This window comes from Lactobacillus taiwanensis DSM 21401 (genome assembly GCF_001436695.1).
In the GTDB taxonomy this organism is placed as follows: domain Bacteria; phylum Bacillota; class Bacilli; order Lactobacillales; family Lactobacillaceae; genus Lactobacillus; species Lactobacillus taiwanensis.
Map to the genome: position 1 here is coordinate 150,299 of NZ_AYZG01000051.1, position 17,836 is coordinate 168,134.

21 protein-coding genes and 1 pseudogene are annotated in these 17,836 nt (G+C 31.8%); 3 read left to right on the plus strand and 19 right to left on the minus strand.

The genetic code is table 11. The annotated features are described in order from the left end of the window. Positions 1-57: 57 nt before the first annotated feature. From FD18_RS06955 to FD18_RS07025, 14 genes and pseudogenes are all read right to left on the minus strand, one after another. The gene (locus tag FD18_RS06955) at positions 58-672 is read right to left on the minus strand and encodes a sugar O-acetyltransferase (RefSeq protein ID WP_057719220.1); all 615 of its coding nucleotides are present in this window, start codon (positions 670-672) and stop codon (positions 58-60) included. 133 nt (positions 673-805) lie between these two features. After that, positions 806-1,681, minus strand: coding sequence for an aldo/keto reductase (locus tag FD18_RS06960; RefSeq protein ID WP_057719221.1), 876 nt, complete (start codon positions 1,679-1,681; stop codon positions 806-808). Positions 1,682-1,798: 117 nt separating this feature from the next. Beyond that, a complete protein-coding gene (locus FD18_RS06965; protein ID WP_057719222.1) occupies positions 1,799-2,668 on the minus strand; it encodes an ABC transporter ATP-binding protein in 870 nt (289 codons plus the stop codon). A 6-nt stretch (positions 2,669-2,674) separates the two neighbouring features. Next, positions 2,675-3,205 (minus strand): hypothetical protein, encoded by a 531-nt coding sequence (locus FD18_RS10200; RefSeq protein ID WP_235499902.1) that lies wholly within the window; start codon positions 3,203-3,205, stop codon positions 2,675-2,677. Between the two features lie 25 nt (positions 3,206-3,230). Further along, positions 3,231-3,776, minus strand: coding sequence for a hypothetical protein (locus FD18_RS10205; RefSeq protein WP_235499903.1), 546 nt, complete (start codon positions 3,774-3,776; stop codon positions 3,231-3,233). A gap of 277 nt (positions 3,777-4,053) precedes the next feature. After that, a complete protein-coding gene (locus FD18_RS06980; protein WP_057719224.1) occupies positions 4,054-4,770 on the minus strand; it encodes a Bax inhibitor-1/YccA family protein in 717 nt (238 codons plus the stop codon). A 131-nt stretch (positions 4,771-4,901) separates the two neighbouring features. Next, on the minus strand, positions 4,902-5,132 hold the full coding sequence (locus FD18_RS06985; protein ID WP_057719225.1) for a hypothetical protein: 231 nt from the start codon (positions 5,130-5,132) through the stop codon (positions 4,902-4,904). A gap of 17 nt (positions 5,133-5,149) precedes the next feature. Then, on the minus strand, positions 5,150-6,061 hold the full coding sequence (locus FD18_RS06990; protein WP_057719226.1) for an amidohydrolase family protein: 912 nt from the start codon (positions 6,059-6,061) through the stop codon (positions 5,150-5,152). A gap of 54 nt (positions 6,062-6,115) precedes the next feature. After that, a complete protein-coding gene (locus tag FD18_RS06995; RefSeq protein WP_057719227.1) occupies positions 6,116-7,378 on the minus strand; it encodes a replication-associated recombination protein A in 1,263 nt (420 codons plus the stop codon). Positions 7,379-7,456: 78 nt separating this feature from the next. Next, positions 7,457-8,113: pseudogene (locus FD18_RS09450) on the minus strand (HI_0552 family protein). Position 8,114: 1 nt separating this feature from the next. After that, on the minus strand, positions 8,115-8,606 hold the full coding sequence (locus FD18_RS07010) for a GNAT family N-acetyltransferase (protein ID WP_057719230.1): 492 nt from the start codon (positions 8,604-8,606) through the stop codon (positions 8,115-8,117). Positions 8,607-8,736: 130 nt separating this feature from the next. Continuing rightward, positions 8,737-9,189, minus strand: a complete 453-nt coding sequence (locus FD18_RS07015) for a GNAT family N-acetyltransferase (RefSeq protein WP_186822401.1) — start codon at positions 9,187-9,189, stop codon at positions 8,737-8,739. Positions 9,190-9,289: 100 nt separating this feature from the next. Continuing rightward, a complete protein-coding gene (locus FD18_RS07020; protein ID WP_057719231.1) occupies positions 9,290-10,378 on the minus strand; it encodes an LLM class flavin-dependent oxidoreductase in 1,089 nt (362 codons plus the stop codon). A gap of 128 nt (positions 10,379-10,506) precedes the next feature. After that, the gene (locus FD18_RS07025; protein WP_057719232.1) at positions 10,507-11,694 is read right to left on the minus strand and encodes an ATP-binding protein; all 1,188 of its coding nucleotides are present in this window, start codon (positions 11,692-11,694) and stop codon (positions 10,507-10,509) included. A gap of 425 nt (positions 11,695-12,119) precedes the next feature. On the opposite strand from FD18_RS07025, the gene FD18_RS07030 reads away from it, so the two are divergent. The 3 genes from FD18_RS07030 (at position 12,120) to FD18_RS07040 (ending at position 14,013) form a co-directional block, all read left to right on the plus strand. Beyond that, on the plus strand, positions 12,120-12,383 hold the full coding sequence (locus FD18_RS07030; protein ID WP_094521239.1) for a DMT family transporter: 264 nt from the start codon (positions 12,120-12,122) through the stop codon (positions 12,381-12,383). A 51-nt stretch (positions 12,384-12,434) separates the two neighbouring features. After that, complete coding sequence (locus FD18_RS07035) at positions 12,435-13,208, plus strand: TIGR02452 family protein (protein WP_057719233.1); 774 nt, start codon at positions 12,435-12,437, stop codon at positions 13,206-13,208. Positions 13,209-13,473: 265 nt separating this feature from the next. Continuing rightward, on the plus strand, positions 13,474-14,013 hold the full coding sequence (locus FD18_RS07040; protein ID WP_057719234.1) for an NAD(P)H-dependent oxidoreductase: 540 nt from the start codon (positions 13,474-13,476) through the stop codon (positions 14,011-14,013). A gap of 45 nt (positions 14,014-14,058) precedes the next feature. On the opposite strand, the gene FD18_RS07045 is transcribed toward FD18_RS07040, so the two are convergent. The 5 genes from FD18_RS07045 to FD18_RS07065 form a co-directional block, all read right to left on the minus strand. Beyond that, the gene (locus FD18_RS07045) at positions 14,059-14,580 is read right to left on the minus strand and encodes a methylated-DNA--[protein]-cysteine S-methyltransferase (protein ID WP_057719235.1); all 522 of its coding nucleotides are present in this window, start codon (positions 14,578-14,580) and stop codon (positions 14,059-14,061) included. A gap of 177 nt (positions 14,581-14,757) precedes the next feature. Next, on the minus strand, positions 14,758-15,519 hold the full coding sequence (locus FD18_RS07050; RefSeq protein ID WP_057719236.1) for an ABC transporter permease: 762 nt from the start codon (positions 15,517-15,519) through the stop codon (positions 14,758-14,760). Beyond that, positions 15,500-16,153, minus strand: a complete 654-nt coding sequence (locus tag FD18_RS07055; RefSeq protein ID WP_057719237.1) for an ABC transporter ATP-binding protein — start codon at positions 16,151-16,153, stop codon at positions 15,500-15,502. The genes FD18_RS07050 and FD18_RS07055 overlap by 20 nt, the downstream gene beginning before the upstream one ends. Before the next feature lie 109 nt (positions 16,154-16,262). Beyond that, positions 16,263-16,649 carry a hypothetical protein gene (locus FD18_RS07060; protein WP_003648806.1) on the minus strand — a complete coding sequence of 129 codons (387 nt, stop codon included), beginning with the start codon at positions 16,647-16,649 and terminating at the stop codon, positions 16,263-16,265. Positions 16,650-16,722: 73 nt separating this feature from the next. Beyond that, on the minus strand, positions 16,723-17,655 hold the full coding sequence (locus tag FD18_RS07065) for a helix-turn-helix transcriptional regulator (RefSeq protein ID WP_057719238.1): 933 nt from the start codon (positions 17,653-17,655) through the stop codon (positions 16,723-16,725). Positions 17,656-17,836 lie beyond the last annotated feature (181 nt).

Genomic DNA, 17,836 nt, shown 5'->3' on the forward strand with positions numbered 1-17,836 from the left:
CATAATTATTATACTTTATTCAAACAAATGTTCGCAAGATAAAATTATAGCAAATTATTAATATGGATAATTATCTAAACGATCTTTATTGGTTATTTTTCTTACTACTCTTCCAGGAACACCTAGAACTAAAGAATTATCTGGAATATCTTTAGTAACTACACTGCCAGCTCCAATAACGCAATTGTTTCCGATAGTTACTCCAGGGCAAACTGTTACGTTACTTGCTAACCAACAATTGTCACCAATCTTAATTGGTGCGCCATATTCTATATCTGCTATCTTTCCATCTGCCTGAAGACGAGCATTTCTTTGCTCTGGCAATAAGGGATGCAGAGGCGTTACTAATGAAGTATTGGGACCACACATTACATTGTCTCCAATAGTAACTGGACAAGTATCTAAAATAGTCAAATTAAAGTTAGCATAAAAATTTTTACCTAATTTTGTAAATTTACCGTAGTCTACTTCAATTGGTCCTTGAAGGTAAACTCCTTCTCCATGGTCTGGAAATAAATTATCAATAATTGCTTTTCTTACTTCTTTATCTTCATCTGCTGTTTGATTATAATCTCGGCTTAAGCGATGCGCTTTTGTTGAGATTTCTCCTAATTCTTCTGTGTCTGGACGATAAGGTAATCCTGCTAGCATATTTTTAGTATTTTCTTCCATTTTTACACCTTACTTTCTTATGCTTTTTAATATCTTTAAAATATCATATTTGGTATTGGAATTATAGTGAATAAAAAATAGATAGAAACATAAATAATGCTTCTATCTATTTCTATTAGATTAATAGTACTGGCTATTCTGAATCACGTAATTGCTTTAGACTTTCGCCGAAAATATCATCAATTACTGCTGGATCACGGTAGTCAAAGAATTGACTTTCGCCCTTATCTAATCCTTTAATCTTATCCATTTCATCCTTAGTTAATTCAAAGTCAAAAATATCAAGATTTTCTTTTTGACGTTTTTCATGAACAGATTTTGGAATAACAACAATATCTTGTTGGGTAAGCCAACGCAAAATAACTTGAGCAGTGGTCTTGTGGTGAGCTTCAGCAATTTCTTTCAATGTCTTGTTATTGAAAATATCATGTTTTCCTTCTGCAAATTGAGCCCAAGCTTCTACAGCTACATCTCTTCCTTGGAAGAATTTAACATCGTTAGTTTGTTGGAACCATGGATTAATTTCAATTTGATTAATTGCTGGCTTATCTTCATGAGCAAGCTCTAAGTTCATGTATTGATCAGGATAAAAGTTCGATAAACCAATTGAACGAACTTTACCAGCGCGCTTAGCAGCAGCCAAAGCGTTCCAAGCACCGAATGTATCGCCATATGGTTGGTGGAGTAATACTAAGTCTAAATAATCCGTTCCTAATTCTTTTAAGTCATGATCAATTGCTTTAGTAGCTTTTTCAAATGACATGTTTGAAACCCAAATTTTTGTAGTTAAGAAGATATCATCTCTATTAACTGCACTTTCTGCAATTGCTTCACCTACAGCAATTTGATTTTCATATACTTCTGCAGTATCAATCATCCGATAACCATTTGCTAACGCCATCTCTACTGTTTGTCTTGCTTTTTCATGATCTGGTATTTGGAAGACGCCTAAACCAAGTAAAGGCATTTTATTGCCATCATTTAATGTAATTGTTGGAACTTCTGTCATTTTAAGTCCTCCCTTTTCTACTCATTCTCCTTCATTCTAAGTCTAAAAATGCAATAAATAAACTAATAGAGCTTATTTTTCATTATCTTTGATTTGGTCAGTGAAATAATGGCTAAGTTACTCATAAAACTTGTTAAATAAGTCTTCTAGTGAAATTTTCTCAACAGTAAATGAAATGTTATTTTCAAGTAGTATATGAATTATTGAGTCAAATTTATCTTGACTTAATTCATCAATTGATAAAAGAATCGTTTGATTGGGTAGAATTTGATAATTACTTTCTTCGAGAATATCATTAATCAAACTTGAATCATGAAATTCTAGATATTTTTTTGTTTCAGCTTTATTGTTTAGATTTTCAATTATTTTACCATTCTTTAAAAATAAAACTTGATCTGCATATTGCTGTAAATTTTGCAACAAATGTGAGGCCATAATTATTAACTTACCTTGTGCCCGTAAATTTAACAATACATGCGAAATTAACTGAACGTTTTGGGGATCTAATCCATTCATTACTTCATCTAAAAGCATGACTGACGTATTGGTAGCCACTACCATTGCAAAACATAAACGTTGTTTCATCCCTAGTGAATATGTTTCTACTTTACGATCAATATAAGTTTCCATTTTTAAGGTTGAAATAATATCTTCCACTTTTTGCGGATCATTATGCCATAAGTTAGCATAAAGTTTTAAATGATCTCTCCCAGTCATAAAAGAAAAAAGTTCACTTTGGTCGGGAAAAGCACAAATTTCTTGATGCAATTTAACTGTTGTCTTTTCGTTATTATACTGTAATTCATTATATTCTACGTATCCCTTTTGAGGTTTCAGATTGTTCAATATAACATTGATCAAAGTCGATTTTCCTGTACCATTTGGTGCAACTAAGCCATAAATTGTTCCATTTTGAAAATTATAATTAAAATCATCTAAGACAATATGATTACCAAAAGACAAGGTAATATCTTTTAATTTAAGCATTTAATTTCATCCCTTTACTAATGAAACTCTATTTGAGTGACTAATAATTATCATACAAATTTCAACTATTAAAATAGCAAAAATAAGAGGATAAAGTCCTGCTACAAATCCCCATCCTGGAGAATCCATTAAATATGCTAAATTTCCAGTTAAACTTTCTCCAATAGAGAAATATGTCATTGGTAGATTTTGTAAAAATGGATATACATATCCCATTCCTAAAGAAAAATAGAAAACTTTTCCACTAACTGCAAACATAGTTGCTAATATTTCAGCAATATATTCATTTCTAAAAATTATAGAAAATAAAATCGTGAGTCTAATAAACAAAAAAACAATTAAAATGGCAAAAATCCCAAACTGCCCAAAATATTCTCCTAAAGTTGGATATTTAAAAGGCTGTAAAAAATACAATCTTCCCATATAAAAAGTCGTTCTCAAATTAAATGAGCCAAAGCCGTATTTTGGAGCGGTACATAAAGTAATTATCACTAAAGCTAGTAAAAAATTTATCCCTACGCCTATTTCAACTACCATTGTTTTAATCCAAAGGATAGAACTTTTACTTAAAAGAAATATAAAAGAAGATAATGGTACCTAAAAATGATAAAACATAAATTAAATATGTTGCTGAACTTTCATTATTCATTACAATCGGAATCTTATGCTTAATTAAATAATTAATCCGATTCAATTCTTTACTAATAAAAAATTGTGATGGTACATTTAATGTATTAGCTCCAGCATAGTGGTTCGTATAGCCTGCTTGCATAGTAGTTAGCAAATTGCGATAGCTGTTTAAATATTGCACAGGATCGGTAAATACTTGACTATTTTGTAAACTAGCTAATTCTTGAGCTTGTTTATTTAAATTGTCATAGGTATTCTTATAAGTAGATTTTTTTAGCATTTCACTATCAAAATAATTAGAATTAGCCTGCAAGGATTCGCTATAAGTTTCCCAGCTTTTAGTTCCATCTCCTATTTTTTGATTTTCGACTATAAATAAAGAAAAGGTGAAAAATAGGACAAGAATAACAATAAGAAGTTGGTTTTTCTTTGATTTTAAGACAATTAATAAATTGGATTTAAGATATGTTAGATTCATTGGTGCAACTTCCTTAAAATTTGTTTTAGTATAATATTAGCATAAAATAGTAAAAGTATTAAAAAATTAATATTTCATATTTTTTATCTTTTCGTATTATTTTTAGTTAAATCAGACCAATCAGACAATTATTGATCAACAAAAAAGCCCATGTAAAACATGGGCTTTTATTTACTGATAAATCTCTCAATAAGCTTTCAGTTATCCTACTCAAAGGATAGTTCTAGTCTATTAATTAATATATCGCTAATATCGTAAATACTATAAACAAAGATTTTTAATTATTATTATCATTTGAACCAAAAATAGTTAAAAATTGCAAAAATAGGTTAACAAAGTCTAGATATAACTGAAGTGCTCCCACAATAGCTAATCCATTAGTAGGAAGCTCACCACCAAATTGTAAATAGATATTCTTCATTCTTTGTGCATCCCAAGCAGTTAAAACAGTGAAGATAATAACTGCAATGAATGAAAAGATGTAATTAGCTGCTGAACTCTTTAAAAACAAGCTGATTAACATAGCAACAATTAAACCAATTAATGCTGCTGACGCATAGGAGCCCCACCTACTCAAATCTTTTTTAGTAACCGTACCTAAAATGGCCATTACAACGAAGACGGTTGCAGATGCAACAAAAGCAGAAGCAATATCTTGTCCGGTATATGTGCCTGCAATAAAAGCAAAAGTTACTCCATAAATAATCGCTGTAATCATCAATAAAATAAAACTTGCTACTGGATTTCTCGTAGCTTGAAAGTTAATTGCAAATGTTAGAACAATCGGAATTAATAATAAAAGCCACATCGTCCATGGATGATGAATCATTAAAGAAACCATTTGTCTAGCAAATACAGTCATCGTTAAGTAAGCACTCAGAGCAGATACAAAAACTGCAAGAGCCATATAACCGTAAATTTTACTTAAAAAGCTATTTAATCCAGATTCGTCAACTAAGTGGCGACGTTCTGGTTCTTGGTCAAAATTATACATAACCATTCCTCCAATTGTCCTATTATTCTTTTATCTTTAATGTAGCACTTAGTGTATTCAAATAAAAATATGAGCTATTATTTTATGAATAATAAAAAGCAATCATCAGTAAGAATTGCTGAAGATTGCTTTTACAACATTTTATGTTTTTTCATTCGTTCTTCGAAAATACCGTTTACTATTTTTTTCATTTTTTCTTTTTCTTCCGCACTAGCTTCTTCTTCAAAAGCTTTATATAAATCGGAATGCTCCCTCGCAATTAATTTACAAGTATTTTCAGTTGCGTGCTTACGAAAAATCTTAGGTATTTTATTTAAATATTCTGGCTTAACTAGTGCGATAATTTTTTCATTTGCAGTCATAATACTCACTCTCTCCCTTATTGTCTCTCAAGCATATGATAATAATTAGTTTCAAATATTTTCTTATCATATAAATCCGAGATATCTAGATTTTCAATTGCATTAGATACAATCTCATCAGCTCCCGATGGCATTACTGCAAACGGAGCATCAGTTCCAAACAAGACATGATTAATGCCAAAATAATCTATTGTTAATTGTAAAGCTGGCGTATTACCTAGAATAGCCGTATCAACATAAAAATTCTTAAACATCTCAGCATGCTCTGGATCTAAAATGTGATTAATTCTACCACTAAAGAAGGGAACCATAGCACCTGCATGGTGAACTAAAATTTTCAAGTTAGGTGCTTTTTTAAAGATATCATTTTGTACTAATTGCAGCATCGCTTGCGATAGTTCATATTCCCAAGAAAATACTAGATTATTATCTGGCTTTCGATTATCAAAAACGGGATGTAGCCATAAAGGAAGATGCAGTTCAGCTGCTTTCAATAAAATTGGTTCAAATTCAGGATCAGCAATGCTTTTACCTAAATGACGAGTAAAAATCTGTGCGCCAACTAAGTTTTTATCGGCCTTAATATTCTCTAAGATTTCGAGCGAAGCAGGAACATTATTTAACGCTAGCATCCCTACTCCCGCTTCAAAATAATCAAGATAAGAAGCTACAATAGTGGACAGTTCTTGATTTGCTTCTTGTGCAATTTGACTAGCTTTCTTTCCATCTACAAAGTCTTCCGAATTGATATTAGCAAATGAAATTACCTGCTTAGTATTTTTATCCGGCCAATTAGCTATTCTTTGATTTAAATCAACTAGAGTCTCTATCTTTATAAAAGGATATTTTTGCGGAATTGTAGCATCAATTTTTAACATAGTCTGATAAAAATCAGGTGTTAAAATATGTGCAAATGCATCTATTTTCATCATATTACCTTCTTTTCTCTTTCACCTTCATTTTAGCATAATTATTAAAATGACCTACTTTCCATATTCCTTACCATAAATATATTTATGAAGTTTCAAATATTGTTGCTCTAGCTTTTTCTCATTAACATTATCTTTTGCAAAATAATATCTTTTTCCTTCAAGACCCTTAGGCATGTAATTTTGTTTTGCAATCTGAAAGGGCTGCGCAAATGGATTATCTATTAGTCCGCCACCAGTTATTTCTTCTGAATGCTTATAATGCATATCGCGAAGTCCTCGCGGCATGGGATGCTTACTTGGATACTCACTGTCTTCATCTATTTTTTGCCAAATTTCATCAAAAGCACCTGATTTTGGCGATAAACACATCAGTATGGTGGCAAACATCAAAGGATATTTTGCCTTAGGCATCCCAATTTTTTCTGCTTGATTAGTTGCAATTACAATTTGTGTGGCTTGCTCAGGATTAGCTAAGCCAATATATGTATAAGGAATTTCACGCAGACGTCTGACTACTGAAGGAAGATCGCCATTTTTAAGTAAAACTGCTAAATAATACAAAGCAGCATCAGTGTCAGAACCGGCCATCGAATCAGAATAAGCAGCTAAATAATCATAATGTTTTGTAGCTTTTCGGTCATAGGCAAAATGTTGGCCTTTAACAAATTGCTTAACATTTTCAACAGAAAGGTCCTCGCCATTAACTGCATGAATAGTTTCTAGAAGATTTAATGCCACACGTAAATCGCCATCAGCAGAAATTGCAATAATCTTAATTGCTTCTTGATCAATATTTTCATCTTTAAAATTAAAGACTTTTTTTAATGCTCGTATCAAAACTTGCTCAATATCATGGTCGCTTAAAGCCTTAAATTCAAAAATCTGACATCGTGATCGCACAGCTGGGACAATTGACATAATTGGATTTTCAGTAGTTGCACCAATTAAAAGAATTTGGCCACTTTCTAAGTAAGGTAAAAGAAAATCTTGCAAAGTAGATGTCATGCGATGAATCTCATCAATTAATAAAACAAAAGATTGATAAGGATACGTATTAATGATCTGGGTCAGCTTAGCTTTATTATCAATTGAAGCATTAAAATTTGCCAATTGATAGTTAAATTCACGAGCAATAATTTGAGCTAAACTAGTTTTTCCCGTTCCTGGTGGTCCCCAGAGAAGCAGTGAGATTGGCACATGTTTTTTAATAATTTGATAAAGAGGTTGGCCTTCTTTAATTAAATCTTTTTGTCCTACAAACTGTGATAAATCCTTGGGTCTAATTAAATCTGCTAATGGCTTTCTTATTGGCATAAAATTCACTCGCTTACTTATAGTAAATTATAATCTTACCTAATTATTAGCACAGTTGCTTGTTTCAGACAAACTTATCTAGCATTCTAACTTTTCATATAGTGGCAATAACTGCTCAATCCCGTTCAAAATAAACTCTTCCATATCCTTAACTTGATCTTGATTTCTAAAAGCAAACTTTCCAAGCAAGAAACTAGTTTTAACGGCTTCTTCATTAAATAGGGTTTGCTTTTTTGTATCTGCTAAATATTCACTCAAAGATAAATGATCAGCAAATTCCATCTCATTTTTATCCCATAAGTACCAATTATTAATTTTGCGATTCTTGGCCTAAGTTGGAATATCCGCGAGTAATTCATTATATTGTTCCGGATTATCGCCACGTTTTTCACTCTTATAATGCTGAAACATTAAATAAACTTGTAATTGTTTTTTATCAAGCATCACGCCGATGCATGGACTTTTATCAGCCATAGTATTTACGCGAAAAGCTGCCCAATAATGATCGCGTAAGTTCCAACCATTTGTCCAGCTTTCGACATGAACTTTAGCAAATTTATCTTGTGGTAATTTTTGATAGACATTTGAGTTTACCTCTTTCCAGGTCTGCCAAACTTCTTTAAAATCTGTTTTTACTTGCGCTAATTCATCTTCAGAATATTGCTGCTTCAATTTTTTAAAAGAAAATTCATTCCGATCAAAAATTGCATACATTTCTTCAGTTAACTCTGTCATTTTATAAAGTCCTTACCATATTTACACTAGTAACACCAGTTGGATCTGGAATATCGTCATTAGTTTCGCCTTCATTATGAAAACCACGTTTTTCATAAAATTTAATCAATTTCGGTAAACAAGTTAAAGATATAGCTTGACGATTTTGCTTTATGGCCTCTTGCGCTAATGCTTCAATTAATTTTGTCGCTACGCCTTGTTTGCGATATTCAGGCAAAACTGCCAAACTTAAGACCATTTGATAGTGATCGTTTTTTTGATTAGGATGATTTTTTAAATATAATTCATCTTCAATATAGCATTTACTAAAAGCAGGACCAAAAATATGACCAATCACTTTTCCATCCTCTTGCGCAACTAAAAAGGTATCAGGATAATTTTCAATCCGTCCAACCATATCGTTTCTGGTTTGCTGTTTAGTCATCTTAAATGCAGCAGATTCTAGATTTACTACTTCTTCTAAATCATCCATCATGACTCTACGAATAATCATGGTATTCACTTCTTCCTATCTTTTAATTAAAAAATATCATCATCTTGTTTTATCTTCAATATAAAAAAGCTACAAAAGTTAGTAACTCTTGTAGCTTATTGTGCCTACTAAATATCTTTAACTCTTTTTTCTACCTGTAAGCTAATAAATCCACTTCAACTTTAAAATCTTCGTTTCCTGGCATCTTTCCTGATTCATGTTTACAGAACTTAAATCCCTTGTGCAAATATAATTCTTTTGCTGGATTACCCGTTAATACTTCCAAATAAACTGGTCGTTTCATTTTACTTAGTGAAAACTCTATTAATTTACTCCCAACTCCTTGTTTTTGAAAATTTGGATCTACGTAAAGCCAAGCAAGTTCATCATCACTAAACGCTACAAAACCAATAACTTTTTTATCTTTTTGTCCAACATAAATATTATACGAAAATAGATCTTCTTCATATGCTGCAATTTTTAAGGGCTTAAAAGTCTCACTTAAATTAGCAGCTTCTAGTTCTTGTTTTCTTGCTTGATCATGAATCTGACATAACCTATCAAAATCAGCTTCATGATATTCTCTAATCTCTAGTTTATCCACAACAATTATATCCTCTTTGCTTTCACCAATTATTTCTATCTATTATGATAATTCTACCATTGGTAACTCAGCAAAACGAGTTCTTAGTTACAGCACAGCTTTACTTATTATTCTTCCACTTCAATCTGAGACGTTCTTTTTCATCTTTTTCCCGAAAATACGTCTTAACTTTAGGAACTACTTCTTCTCCATAAATTCTAATTGCGTTCATAACATCTTCATGTGGCATTGAAGCAATCGGTAAATGAAGATAGAATCGAGTCAAACCAAGCTCTTCCATTACTTTGATAATCTTGTTTGCAACAGTTTCGCTATCACCAACAAAAATTGCACCATTTTCTCCGACCGATTCAAGATATTGTTCATACGTCATTCCGTTCCATTGCGGTCTTTCCGTACTAATTTGATCAACTAACAATTTAGTAGGATAGAAATAATCTTTAATGGCTTTTTCTTTATCTTGATCTAACCAATCCCAAGAATGAGCAGCAATCGGCATCTTCGTTAAATCATTGCCAACTTTTTCTGCAACTCTTCTGTACAACTTAATTAGTGGTTTAAAGCGCAAAGGATCACCGCCAATTATCGCATAAACAATTGGCAAACCTAACTCTGCAGTGCGAATAGTCGATTCTATGCTTCCACCAGTAGCAACAGAAATAGTAATTGGCTTTTTTGTACGCGGGTAAATTTCTTTATGATCAACTCTAGGTGTAAATTTCCCTTTTGGCCAATCAAGAATTTCTTCTTTATTCATTTTAAGTAGCATTTTGAGCTTTTCAATAAATAATTCATCGTAATTATCTAAATTATAGCCGAATAAATCAAATGCCTCAGTGAATGATCCACGTCCTGCCATGACTTCAACTCTACCAGGCGCAATTGCATCCATTGTTGCGTATTGTTCGTAAACTCTAATTGGATTAATTGTTGGTAGATTTGTAGTAGCACTTGAAAGATGGATTTGCTTAGTTTTCGAAGCAGCTGCTGCTAAAATGATTTCCGGTGCTGAGACAGCAAAGTCTTTGCGATGATGTTCACCGATTGCAAATGCATCAATATTCAATTTATCTGCAAGAATGATTTCTTCTAATAAATCTCTAATTCTTTGATCATGGCTAATTGCTTTTCCTGTTGTTCCTAATGGTGTAGTTTCACCAAATGATGAGATACCTAATTCAATATTCATTTTTATCAGCTCCTAAATTTACTTACTTTTTGTAAGCAAAATAATAGCATATGATTTTTTGAAATGCAAGAGATGAAAAAACGTCTATATTTACACGGAAATATATGTAAATATAGACATCTTATGTATCAGCTCTTTAACAACCAATCAATCATGTTAATTTGTTTAACACCATTATCATCATAACTTCCTGGATCTTGAGTCAAAAGAATTTTGGGATAATTATCTTTAATTTCCAAAAATGGTGCAATTTCTCTTTGATATGTCTTTTCATCTTGAACCGTCAAGCTAACTTGATAGTACTCTTTTAGACCATCGTGAATAGCTACAAAGTCGACTTCTTTATTGCCAAGGCTGCCAACATATACTTCATAGCCACGTCTTTTCAATTCAAGATAAACTATACTTTCAAGTCGACTACCCATATTAGGACGCTTTTGACCTAATAATGCTCTTCTCAAAGAAGAATCAACAGCATAATACTTACTATTAATTTGAAGGTACTTCTTCCCAGCAATGTCATAGCGATCACAGCGATAAAACAAATATGAATTTACTAATTTTTCTAAATATGAAATAACAGTCACATTAGTTGATTTAATACCATTAGAAGTTAAAGTATTTGCAATCTTAGCTGGAGTAATCAAGTTACCACTGGCTTCAGTTAAAAATGTCGCAATTTGTTCTAATAAAGTTGCGTTACCTCGCTGCATTCTTGCCAAAATATCCTTAACTAAGACGGTGTTAATTATCCCTTGAATATAAGACAAGTATGTATTTTCATCATCTAATTCAGTAGCAAAAGGAAAACCACCCCGATCTAAGTAACGTAAAAAGGCAGCCTGCCTAGATAAATCAGGAACTGTATTAATAAATTCACTAAAAGAAAATGGATAGACCGGGATTTCAATATATCTCCCAGCTAATAATGTTGCTAATTCACCAGAAAGCATGAAAGCATTTGATCCAGTGATATAAAGATCAACGTTATCCTTGATAAATAGACTATCTACTGCTTTTTCAAAGTTAGGAATATCCTGAATTTCATCTAAGAATATATAATTCATTTTATTTGGAACTAGCCGATCATTAATATATTGATAAAGTTTTAAATAATCATTTACGCTTGCTAGTCCTAAATCTTCAAAATTCAAAACTTGAATCTGATCTTTTTGAATACCGTCTTTTAAAAGTTCATCTTGATATAACTGCAAGATCGTTGATTTACCTGATCTACGAACGCCAGTTAAAACTTTAATTATCTGTTTATCGCGCAATTTATTTAGTTTATCGATATAAGTCTGTCTAGGAATCATTTTTATCACCTACTAAGAAACTAAGCTAATTTAAATCTAGTCTCATTTTAGCAAACAAATTAAGTTAATTAAAATCTTCTAGTACTTTTATAATAAAATTTAAACTAATTAAAATCTTCTGGTAACAAAAATCAGGTTACTCCTATTGAATGATCTGCTTTATTTAAAATAACGGATCATAATATTGTAATTTTAAAAAAAGAGTCGCTGGTCAACTAACAGAGATTCACTGAATAACTAGAATTCTAATAATAAGTTTGCTAAGATAACCGTAATTAAATAAACACTTCCGCCGGGAAGTAAACAAATATATCTCATTAGGCCTTTGAAGAGATATACAATTGCTCTTTTCTTTTGGAGGAATTTATATGACTTATATTTATTTAGTAATTGCAGGAATTTTCGAAGTTGCATAGTCAACGACGATGAAATTGAGCCAAGGATTTACTAAAGTTGGTTGGGCAATTGCAACAATTATTGGAATGATAGCTAGTTTTGCAGGGCTAATTATAGCAACGAAACATTTACCAATTGGAATCGCTTATCCAGTTTGGACAGGAATTGGAGCTGTTGGATCAGTACTAGTTGGTGTATTCTTATTTCATGATCAAATGAATATGATGACCTGGATTTTTGTCATTTTATTAATTGTTTCAATTATCGGAATTAAACTTACTGCTGGACATTAAAAGTAATATCTATAAATCAATAAATATCTTTTTTAATTTTGGAGATTCTATATGGGAATTGTAGCTAAACGCATTGCAATGGCTAAAAGCCACTTAAAAATAATGGAAAACAAATATACTAATGAAACTAATTTAAGTATTAAGCAAAGTAAAATTTATAGTCCAAAAGATTTTTTACAAAAACCACATATAAAATATACTCATTATGCAAATTTATCTTTTAAAGAGGAAAATACAGCCCATGCTGCAAACAATTTGAAAAATATTTACCCTAATTTAAAAACAGCAATTTTAAATTTTGCAGATTATCTAACTCCTGGAGGTGGTTACTTAAATGGTTCAGGAGCTCAAGAAGAAGTGCTATGTCATGAATCTAATTTATATTCAGTATTAACTAATTTTACTGATTTTTATCAATGGAATCGTGAACACATTAATCATCATCTGTACCAAAATCGTGCAATATACAGTCCAAATATTGTTTTTACTAATTTAGACGGTACATTAGTAAATAAATTCGATGTTATAACCTGTGCTGCACCGTGTTATAACCGTGCAAACTTTGATAATATCTCTTATAGGACAGCATGCGAAGTTTTACAAAATAGAATGTATTTTGTAAAAACAATTGCTGAAGAAAATCACGTAAATAATTTAATCCTAGGAGCTTGGGGCGCCGGCGCTTTCGGCTTTCGAGGAAAAGAAGTGGCCAAAATGTGGCATCAAATTTGGGCAGAGTCCTCTTCTGTTGAAAACGTTTGTTTTGCAGTTATTGAGCATATAAGTACCAATAATGTAGATATTTTTGAAGCTGAATTTTCATAATATTTAAATTGAATTTGAATCTTTTAAACTTTTAATGAATGCCGTCAACAATATCAAAAATATGCTTAGACATATATCTCAACCAAATATAACAAACATAAAGATGTCTATATATCCAGATCTTTACCATTAATTTTTGATTCAAAATCTTAAAAATACTATCATCCTAATGCTACTTTAAAAAATCTATTTTTAATTACTCTCTTGACTATAACGCAACGTTACACTTTATACTGACTAAAATTGAATTAGGAGAGATAACAAAATGAAAACAACAATTTTTCTATTTCACTCCGACTTAAAAGAGTCCAGCGTAAACCAAGCGCTAATTAAAGATATGACAACAGAAGTTAGAAATATTTATGAACTTTACCCAGATGAAAATATCAACATTAAAGCAGAACAAGATGCCCTATTAAGAAGTGACCGAATTGTTTTTCAGTTTCCAATGTACTGGTACAGCGTTCCCCCACTTATGAAAAAATGGTTTGATTTGGTCCTCGAACATGGTTGGGGTTATAGCAGTAAAGGCCATGCACTCGATAATAAAGAAGTGCTCATTGCAGTCAGTACCGGTGCTCGTTTAGCTGATTATCAATTTGGCTCCAAGCAAAATCACACGATTAATGAATATCTATTACCTCTATTTGCCACATTTGCCTCGACTCGAATGAAAATTCTTCAACCATTTATCATCGATGGCAGTCTTTATATTACAAATACTGAATTAACTGCACGTGCAACTGAATATCAAAAACTAATTAAAAAAGATAATCTGCCAGAACTTAGCTATAAGGTTTTATAAGTAGAAAAATCTTAAACTAGCGCAACTACCGCTTAAACAAAGTCGTCATTTATAGTTAGCCGGTAGTGAAAACTTACTAATATCAATTCCTTCCAACTGCAAAAGTTGGATTTTTTTGTCAATTCCACCACCATAACCGGTAAGATTGCCATTACTACCAATTACACGGTGGCAAGGTACAATTAAAGCAATATGATTTCTACCTACTGCACTCCCTACTGCTCGAATGGGTAAATGATCTGCTCGCCCAGCTACTTTTTCTGCAATTTTTTTATAAGTAGTAACTTCACCGTAAGGAATTTCTAGTAAGGCTAACCAGACCTGATTTTGAAAATTTGTTCCAATTAAATGTAATTTAGGTAAAAACTTAGGATTCTTTCCTGCAAAATAGAGATCAAGCCATCTAATAGCATCATCTAAATATTTATTTTTACCAAGTTGATGATCTTTAGCTAAATTATCAGCATAAAAGCGATCACTACGAAGCCACAAGCCAGTTAAGCCTTGCTCATCACTAGATAGTAAAATTTGACCAACGGGAGAATTATAATAAGCAATTTTTTGCATTTTATCACCTCTTTCCATTAATAGTGATACGTGATTTAGATAATTAAAATATCATTTTAATATCAAAAATTATCATAAAAAAGGAAAATGAGCTTTACACCAAAAAGTGAAGCTCATTTTCCTACTTTTCTTCTAACTTTTTAATAGCTCTTACCAACAATTGATCAACTATATTAACTAATCTCTTAATTGCATCTGCTCATTAAAGTATTGTTTATATGCTAGGTAGCCACTAATCACTGCTCCTAACCCAGTCGCTGATAGCAACATAAAGGTAATAATAATCTGATATTTAATAGCATAAATCGGATTCACTCCCGCGAAGATTAAACCAGACATCATACCCGGCAAATTGACTAAACCAACGGTTTTCGCCGAATCAATTGTCGGCTGCATCGCAGTTTTAATACTTCTACGTATAATTGGCATTGAAGCCATTTTGATATCGCTCCCTAAAGCTAGCTTTTCTAAAACTTGTTGACGTAAATCATGAAAACTTTCGTTAAGAGCTTTATAGCAAAGGCCAATTGTCACCATTTCATTACCAGCAATCATCCCAGTAATGGGAATTACTTGCATGGGAATTGGCTTAATTACACCGGAAACGATTAACAAACTTAGGGTCACATAAGTCCCAACAGCTTCCGCAATAATTGAACTCCACAGTTTTTTATGCGAATCAGGATTCCGCTCATTGGCATTCCAAGAAGCGTTAAAAATAATGATTAAGGTCGAAAAAGCCGTTAACCAAAGGGTATCTATATGAAAAATAAATTTTAAAACAAAACCGATAATCACTAATTCCATGATTGCCCGAATTACGCTAATTAAAATATCTTTGGTTAATCCCAGCTTTTCTTTTGCGGAAATTGCAATTGATACTAATACTAGCGCAAAAGCTAAAACTAAGGATAAGTTGCTAACCGTTACATTTTTCATTTACTAAGCCCCTACTTTTAATTTCTAAAACATTTTTAGCTACTTGAATTTCACTCTGATCATGAGTCACTTGTACAATAGTTGTCCCTTGTCGATGGACAGATTCAATCAAACGATGAACTATTTCTTTACTTTTTCCATCTAATCCCGTTGTAACTTCATCAAGTAATAGCACTTTGGGTAAGAAGACAATACTTCGAATTAAAGCAACTCTTTGTTTTTCACCGCCTGACAAAGAATTTATTTCTTTATTTAAAAATTCAGCTGGTGAATCTACAATCTTTAATAATGAATCTAGCCTGTCTAAATCTACTTCTTTATTTCTGATTTGATAGGGAAAAGGTAAATTATCTTTAACAGTTTTGCCAAAAAGAACCGGCTGCTGAAAGCAGTACATTACTTGTCGACGATACTTAATTGGGTCTAATTTTTGAATATCGCTACCATGATAAAAAATAGTGCCCGAACTGGGACTGATTAAGTTCGCAATTAATTTTAGAATTGTACTTTTTCCCGCTCCCGATGGACCAATTAAAGTTAAAAAGTCACCATTTTTTATCCCAAAAGATAGATTATTTAAAATAGTTCGTTTTCCCATTTGATAATCAACGTTTTTCAGTTCAATTATTGTCATTGATTATTCCTTTAAATCTTTTCTTTCAATTATAGTACTTTTGCATAATCAAGATTTAAGTGAAAAAGCATAAAAAATAAAAGTTTGGAGCTAATTTCCAAACTTTTTACTATATTTTCTGTTCAACATCATGAATTTTAACCACTAATACTGCTCGAATCCAATCAAATTGTGCTTTCATTTGATCAAAATATGCGCCTTCATTAATAAATTGACCACTACCGTGAATATGATACCCGCGACCCATACCAGCAGTTCCTTGATAATTATAAGAACCAATCGTAATCGTTAATTCATGCTTAGGATCTTTCTTGAAATCTTGTTCAATTGAATGCATCCCAGCAGCCGGAATCAAAATAGTATCATCCGCAACCACATTAATATATTGTGACCAAGTATTAACCACACTAGCTGGATTGCCATTGATGGAAATAATCGTTGCTGGTCCTTTATCTTCTAAAACGTCTAAAAAATCTTCGTTCATTATCTTTGTCATAAATTCTACCTCCTAAAACCTTTCAGTTTTACTTTATTCCTTAATCCTGACAACCTATGTCAGAATTAGCAAATTAATATTGCTGAATTATTTCATTTAACTTTTCCAAATATCTATCCTTTAATTCTTTTGGCTTTAATACTTTTACTTCAGAACCCAGAGATATCAAATAGTCGACTAAATAATGTAGTTCTTCCTTGTTATATTTACCATTCAGATATATTTTTCCATGCTTATGGTCAATTTGCATGATTGGGTATGAATTATACTCAACTTTTTGTTCACCGATTTTGGTTAACTGACATTGATAAGGGATGCAATAATGCTCCCGTTCATATTGCCGGAAGCTATCAAGTAATTGCTCTTTATTCATCACCGATTGTTTAATATTTAGTAGCTTTACTGTTTCAAATTTATCAAGCCGCAAGACAAACCAACATTTTAAATCCAAATTATAAGCATGACAAAACCAATTCCCTGCTTGATAGAATATATCAAGCAACTGCAATTTTTGTTCTTCTTTAATAAACTGAAAATTTCGCGCTAAAATCACGCTATTATTCAGACAAGCTTTAAGTAGCAAAGTAAAAAAAGGTACTTCATTCAAGCTTGGCTGACTAATATAGTGAACAAATTCTTTTTGAAGACTAATTTGGTTTTGTACTTTTTGAGGTAGATTCTTTAGTAATTTAGTCTGAATCTTTTGATATTCATTACTGTATGGCGTTTCACTAAGATTTTTTATTGCCTGTAAAGCGAAAAAGATAGCGTTGATCTCTTGCGTATTAAAACGGATGGGCAATAGTAACTTACTATTAGTAATGTGATAACCACCACTACGCCCAGTTTCACTATAAAAAGCTAAGCCTAACTGCTCTAGATCGGTAATATCTCGCAAAGCTGTTCGCTCAGAAATTGCAAATTTTTCTTCTAGTTCTTTTAAATGAAAGATCTTTTTATCGGTTAAGTATAGTAGTTCTTGATTAAGTCGTTCAGATTTTTTCATAGTTGTGCAAGCTTTTCTGTCAAAAAATGTCAATCTTCTATTCTATAATAATGCTGATAGGCGTTCAGGACAAGGAAGGTCATACTATGGTAGATATTTTAACTAAACAAACCAGCAATCAAAAATTCTCATTTAAATGAAATTTACGTTGACGATGTTGAGGCAGTAAAAAAAGATTTAG

Coding starts and splice junctions, on each gene's coding strand:
- FD18_RS06955 (WP_057719220.1), bottom strand. CDS start 672: ATGGAAGAAAATACTAAAAATATGCTAGCAGGATTACCTTATCGTCCA.
- FD18_RS06960 (WP_057719221.1), bottom strand. CDS start 1,681: ATGACAGAAGTTCCAACAATTACATTAAATGATGGCAATAAAATGCCT.
- FD18_RS06965 (WP_057719222.1), bottom strand. CDS start 2,668: ATGCTTAAATTAAAAGATATTACCTTGTCTTTTGGTAATCATATTGTC.
- FD18_RS10200 (WP_235499902.1), bottom strand. CDS start 3,205: ATGGTAGTTGAAATAGGCGTAGGGATAAATTTTTTACTAGCTTTAGTG.
- FD18_RS10205 (WP_235499903.1), bottom strand. CDS start 3,776: ATGAATCTAACATATCTTAAATCCAATTTATTAATTGTCTTAAAATCA.
- FD18_RS06980 (WP_057719224.1), bottom strand. CDS start 4,770: ATGTATAATTTTGACCAAGAACCAGAACGTCGCCACTTAGTTGACGAA.
- FD18_RS06985 (WP_057719225.1), bottom strand. CDS start 5,132: ATGACTGCAAATGAAAAAATTATCGCACTAGTTAAGCCAGAATATTTA.
- FD18_RS06990 (WP_057719226.1), bottom strand. CDS start 6,061: ATGAAAATAGATGCATTTGCACATATTTTAACACCTGATTTTTATCAG.
- FD18_RS06995 (WP_057719227.1), bottom strand. CDS start 7,378: ATGCCAATAAGAAAGCCATTAGCAGATTTAATTAGACCCAAGGATTTA.
- FD18_RS07010 (WP_057719230.1), bottom strand. CDS start 8,606: ATGATTATTCGTAGAGTCATGATGGATGATTTAGAAGAAGTAGTAAAT.
- FD18_RS07020 (WP_057719231.1), bottom strand. CDS start 10,378: ATGAATATTGAATTAGGTATCTCATCATTTGGTGAAACTACACCATTA.
- FD18_RS07025 (WP_057719232.1), bottom strand. CDS start 11,694: ATGATTCCTAGACAGACTTATATCGATAAACTAAATAAATTGCGCGAT.
- FD18_RS07030 (WP_094521239.1), top strand. CDS start 12,120: ATGAAATTGAGCCAAGGATTTACTAAAGTTGGTTGGGCAATTGCAACA.
- FD18_RS07035 (WP_057719233.1), top strand. CDS start 12,435: ATGGGAATTGTAGCTAAACGCATTGCAATGGCTAAAAGCCACTTAAAA.
- FD18_RS07040 (WP_057719234.1), top strand. CDS start 13,474: ATGAAAACAACAATTTTTCTATTTCACTCCGACTTAAAAGAGTCCAGC.
- FD18_RS07045 (WP_057719235.1), bottom strand. CDS start 14,580: ATGCAAAAAATTGCTTATTATAATTCTCCCGTTGGTCAAATTTTACTA.
- FD18_RS07050 (WP_057719236.1), bottom strand. CDS start 15,519: ATGAAAAATGTAACGGTTAGCAACTTATCCTTAGTTTTAGCTTTTGCG.
- FD18_RS07055 (WP_057719237.1), bottom strand. CDS start 16,153: ATGACAATAATTGAACTGAAAAACGTTGATTATCAAATGGGAAAACGA.
- FD18_RS07060 (WP_003648806.1), bottom strand. CDS start 16,649: ATGACAAAGATAATGAACGAAGATTTTTTAGACGTTTTAGAAGATAAA.
- FD18_RS07065 (WP_057719238.1), bottom strand. CDS start 17,655: ATGAAAAAATCTGAACGACTTAATCAAGAACTACTATACTTAACCGAT.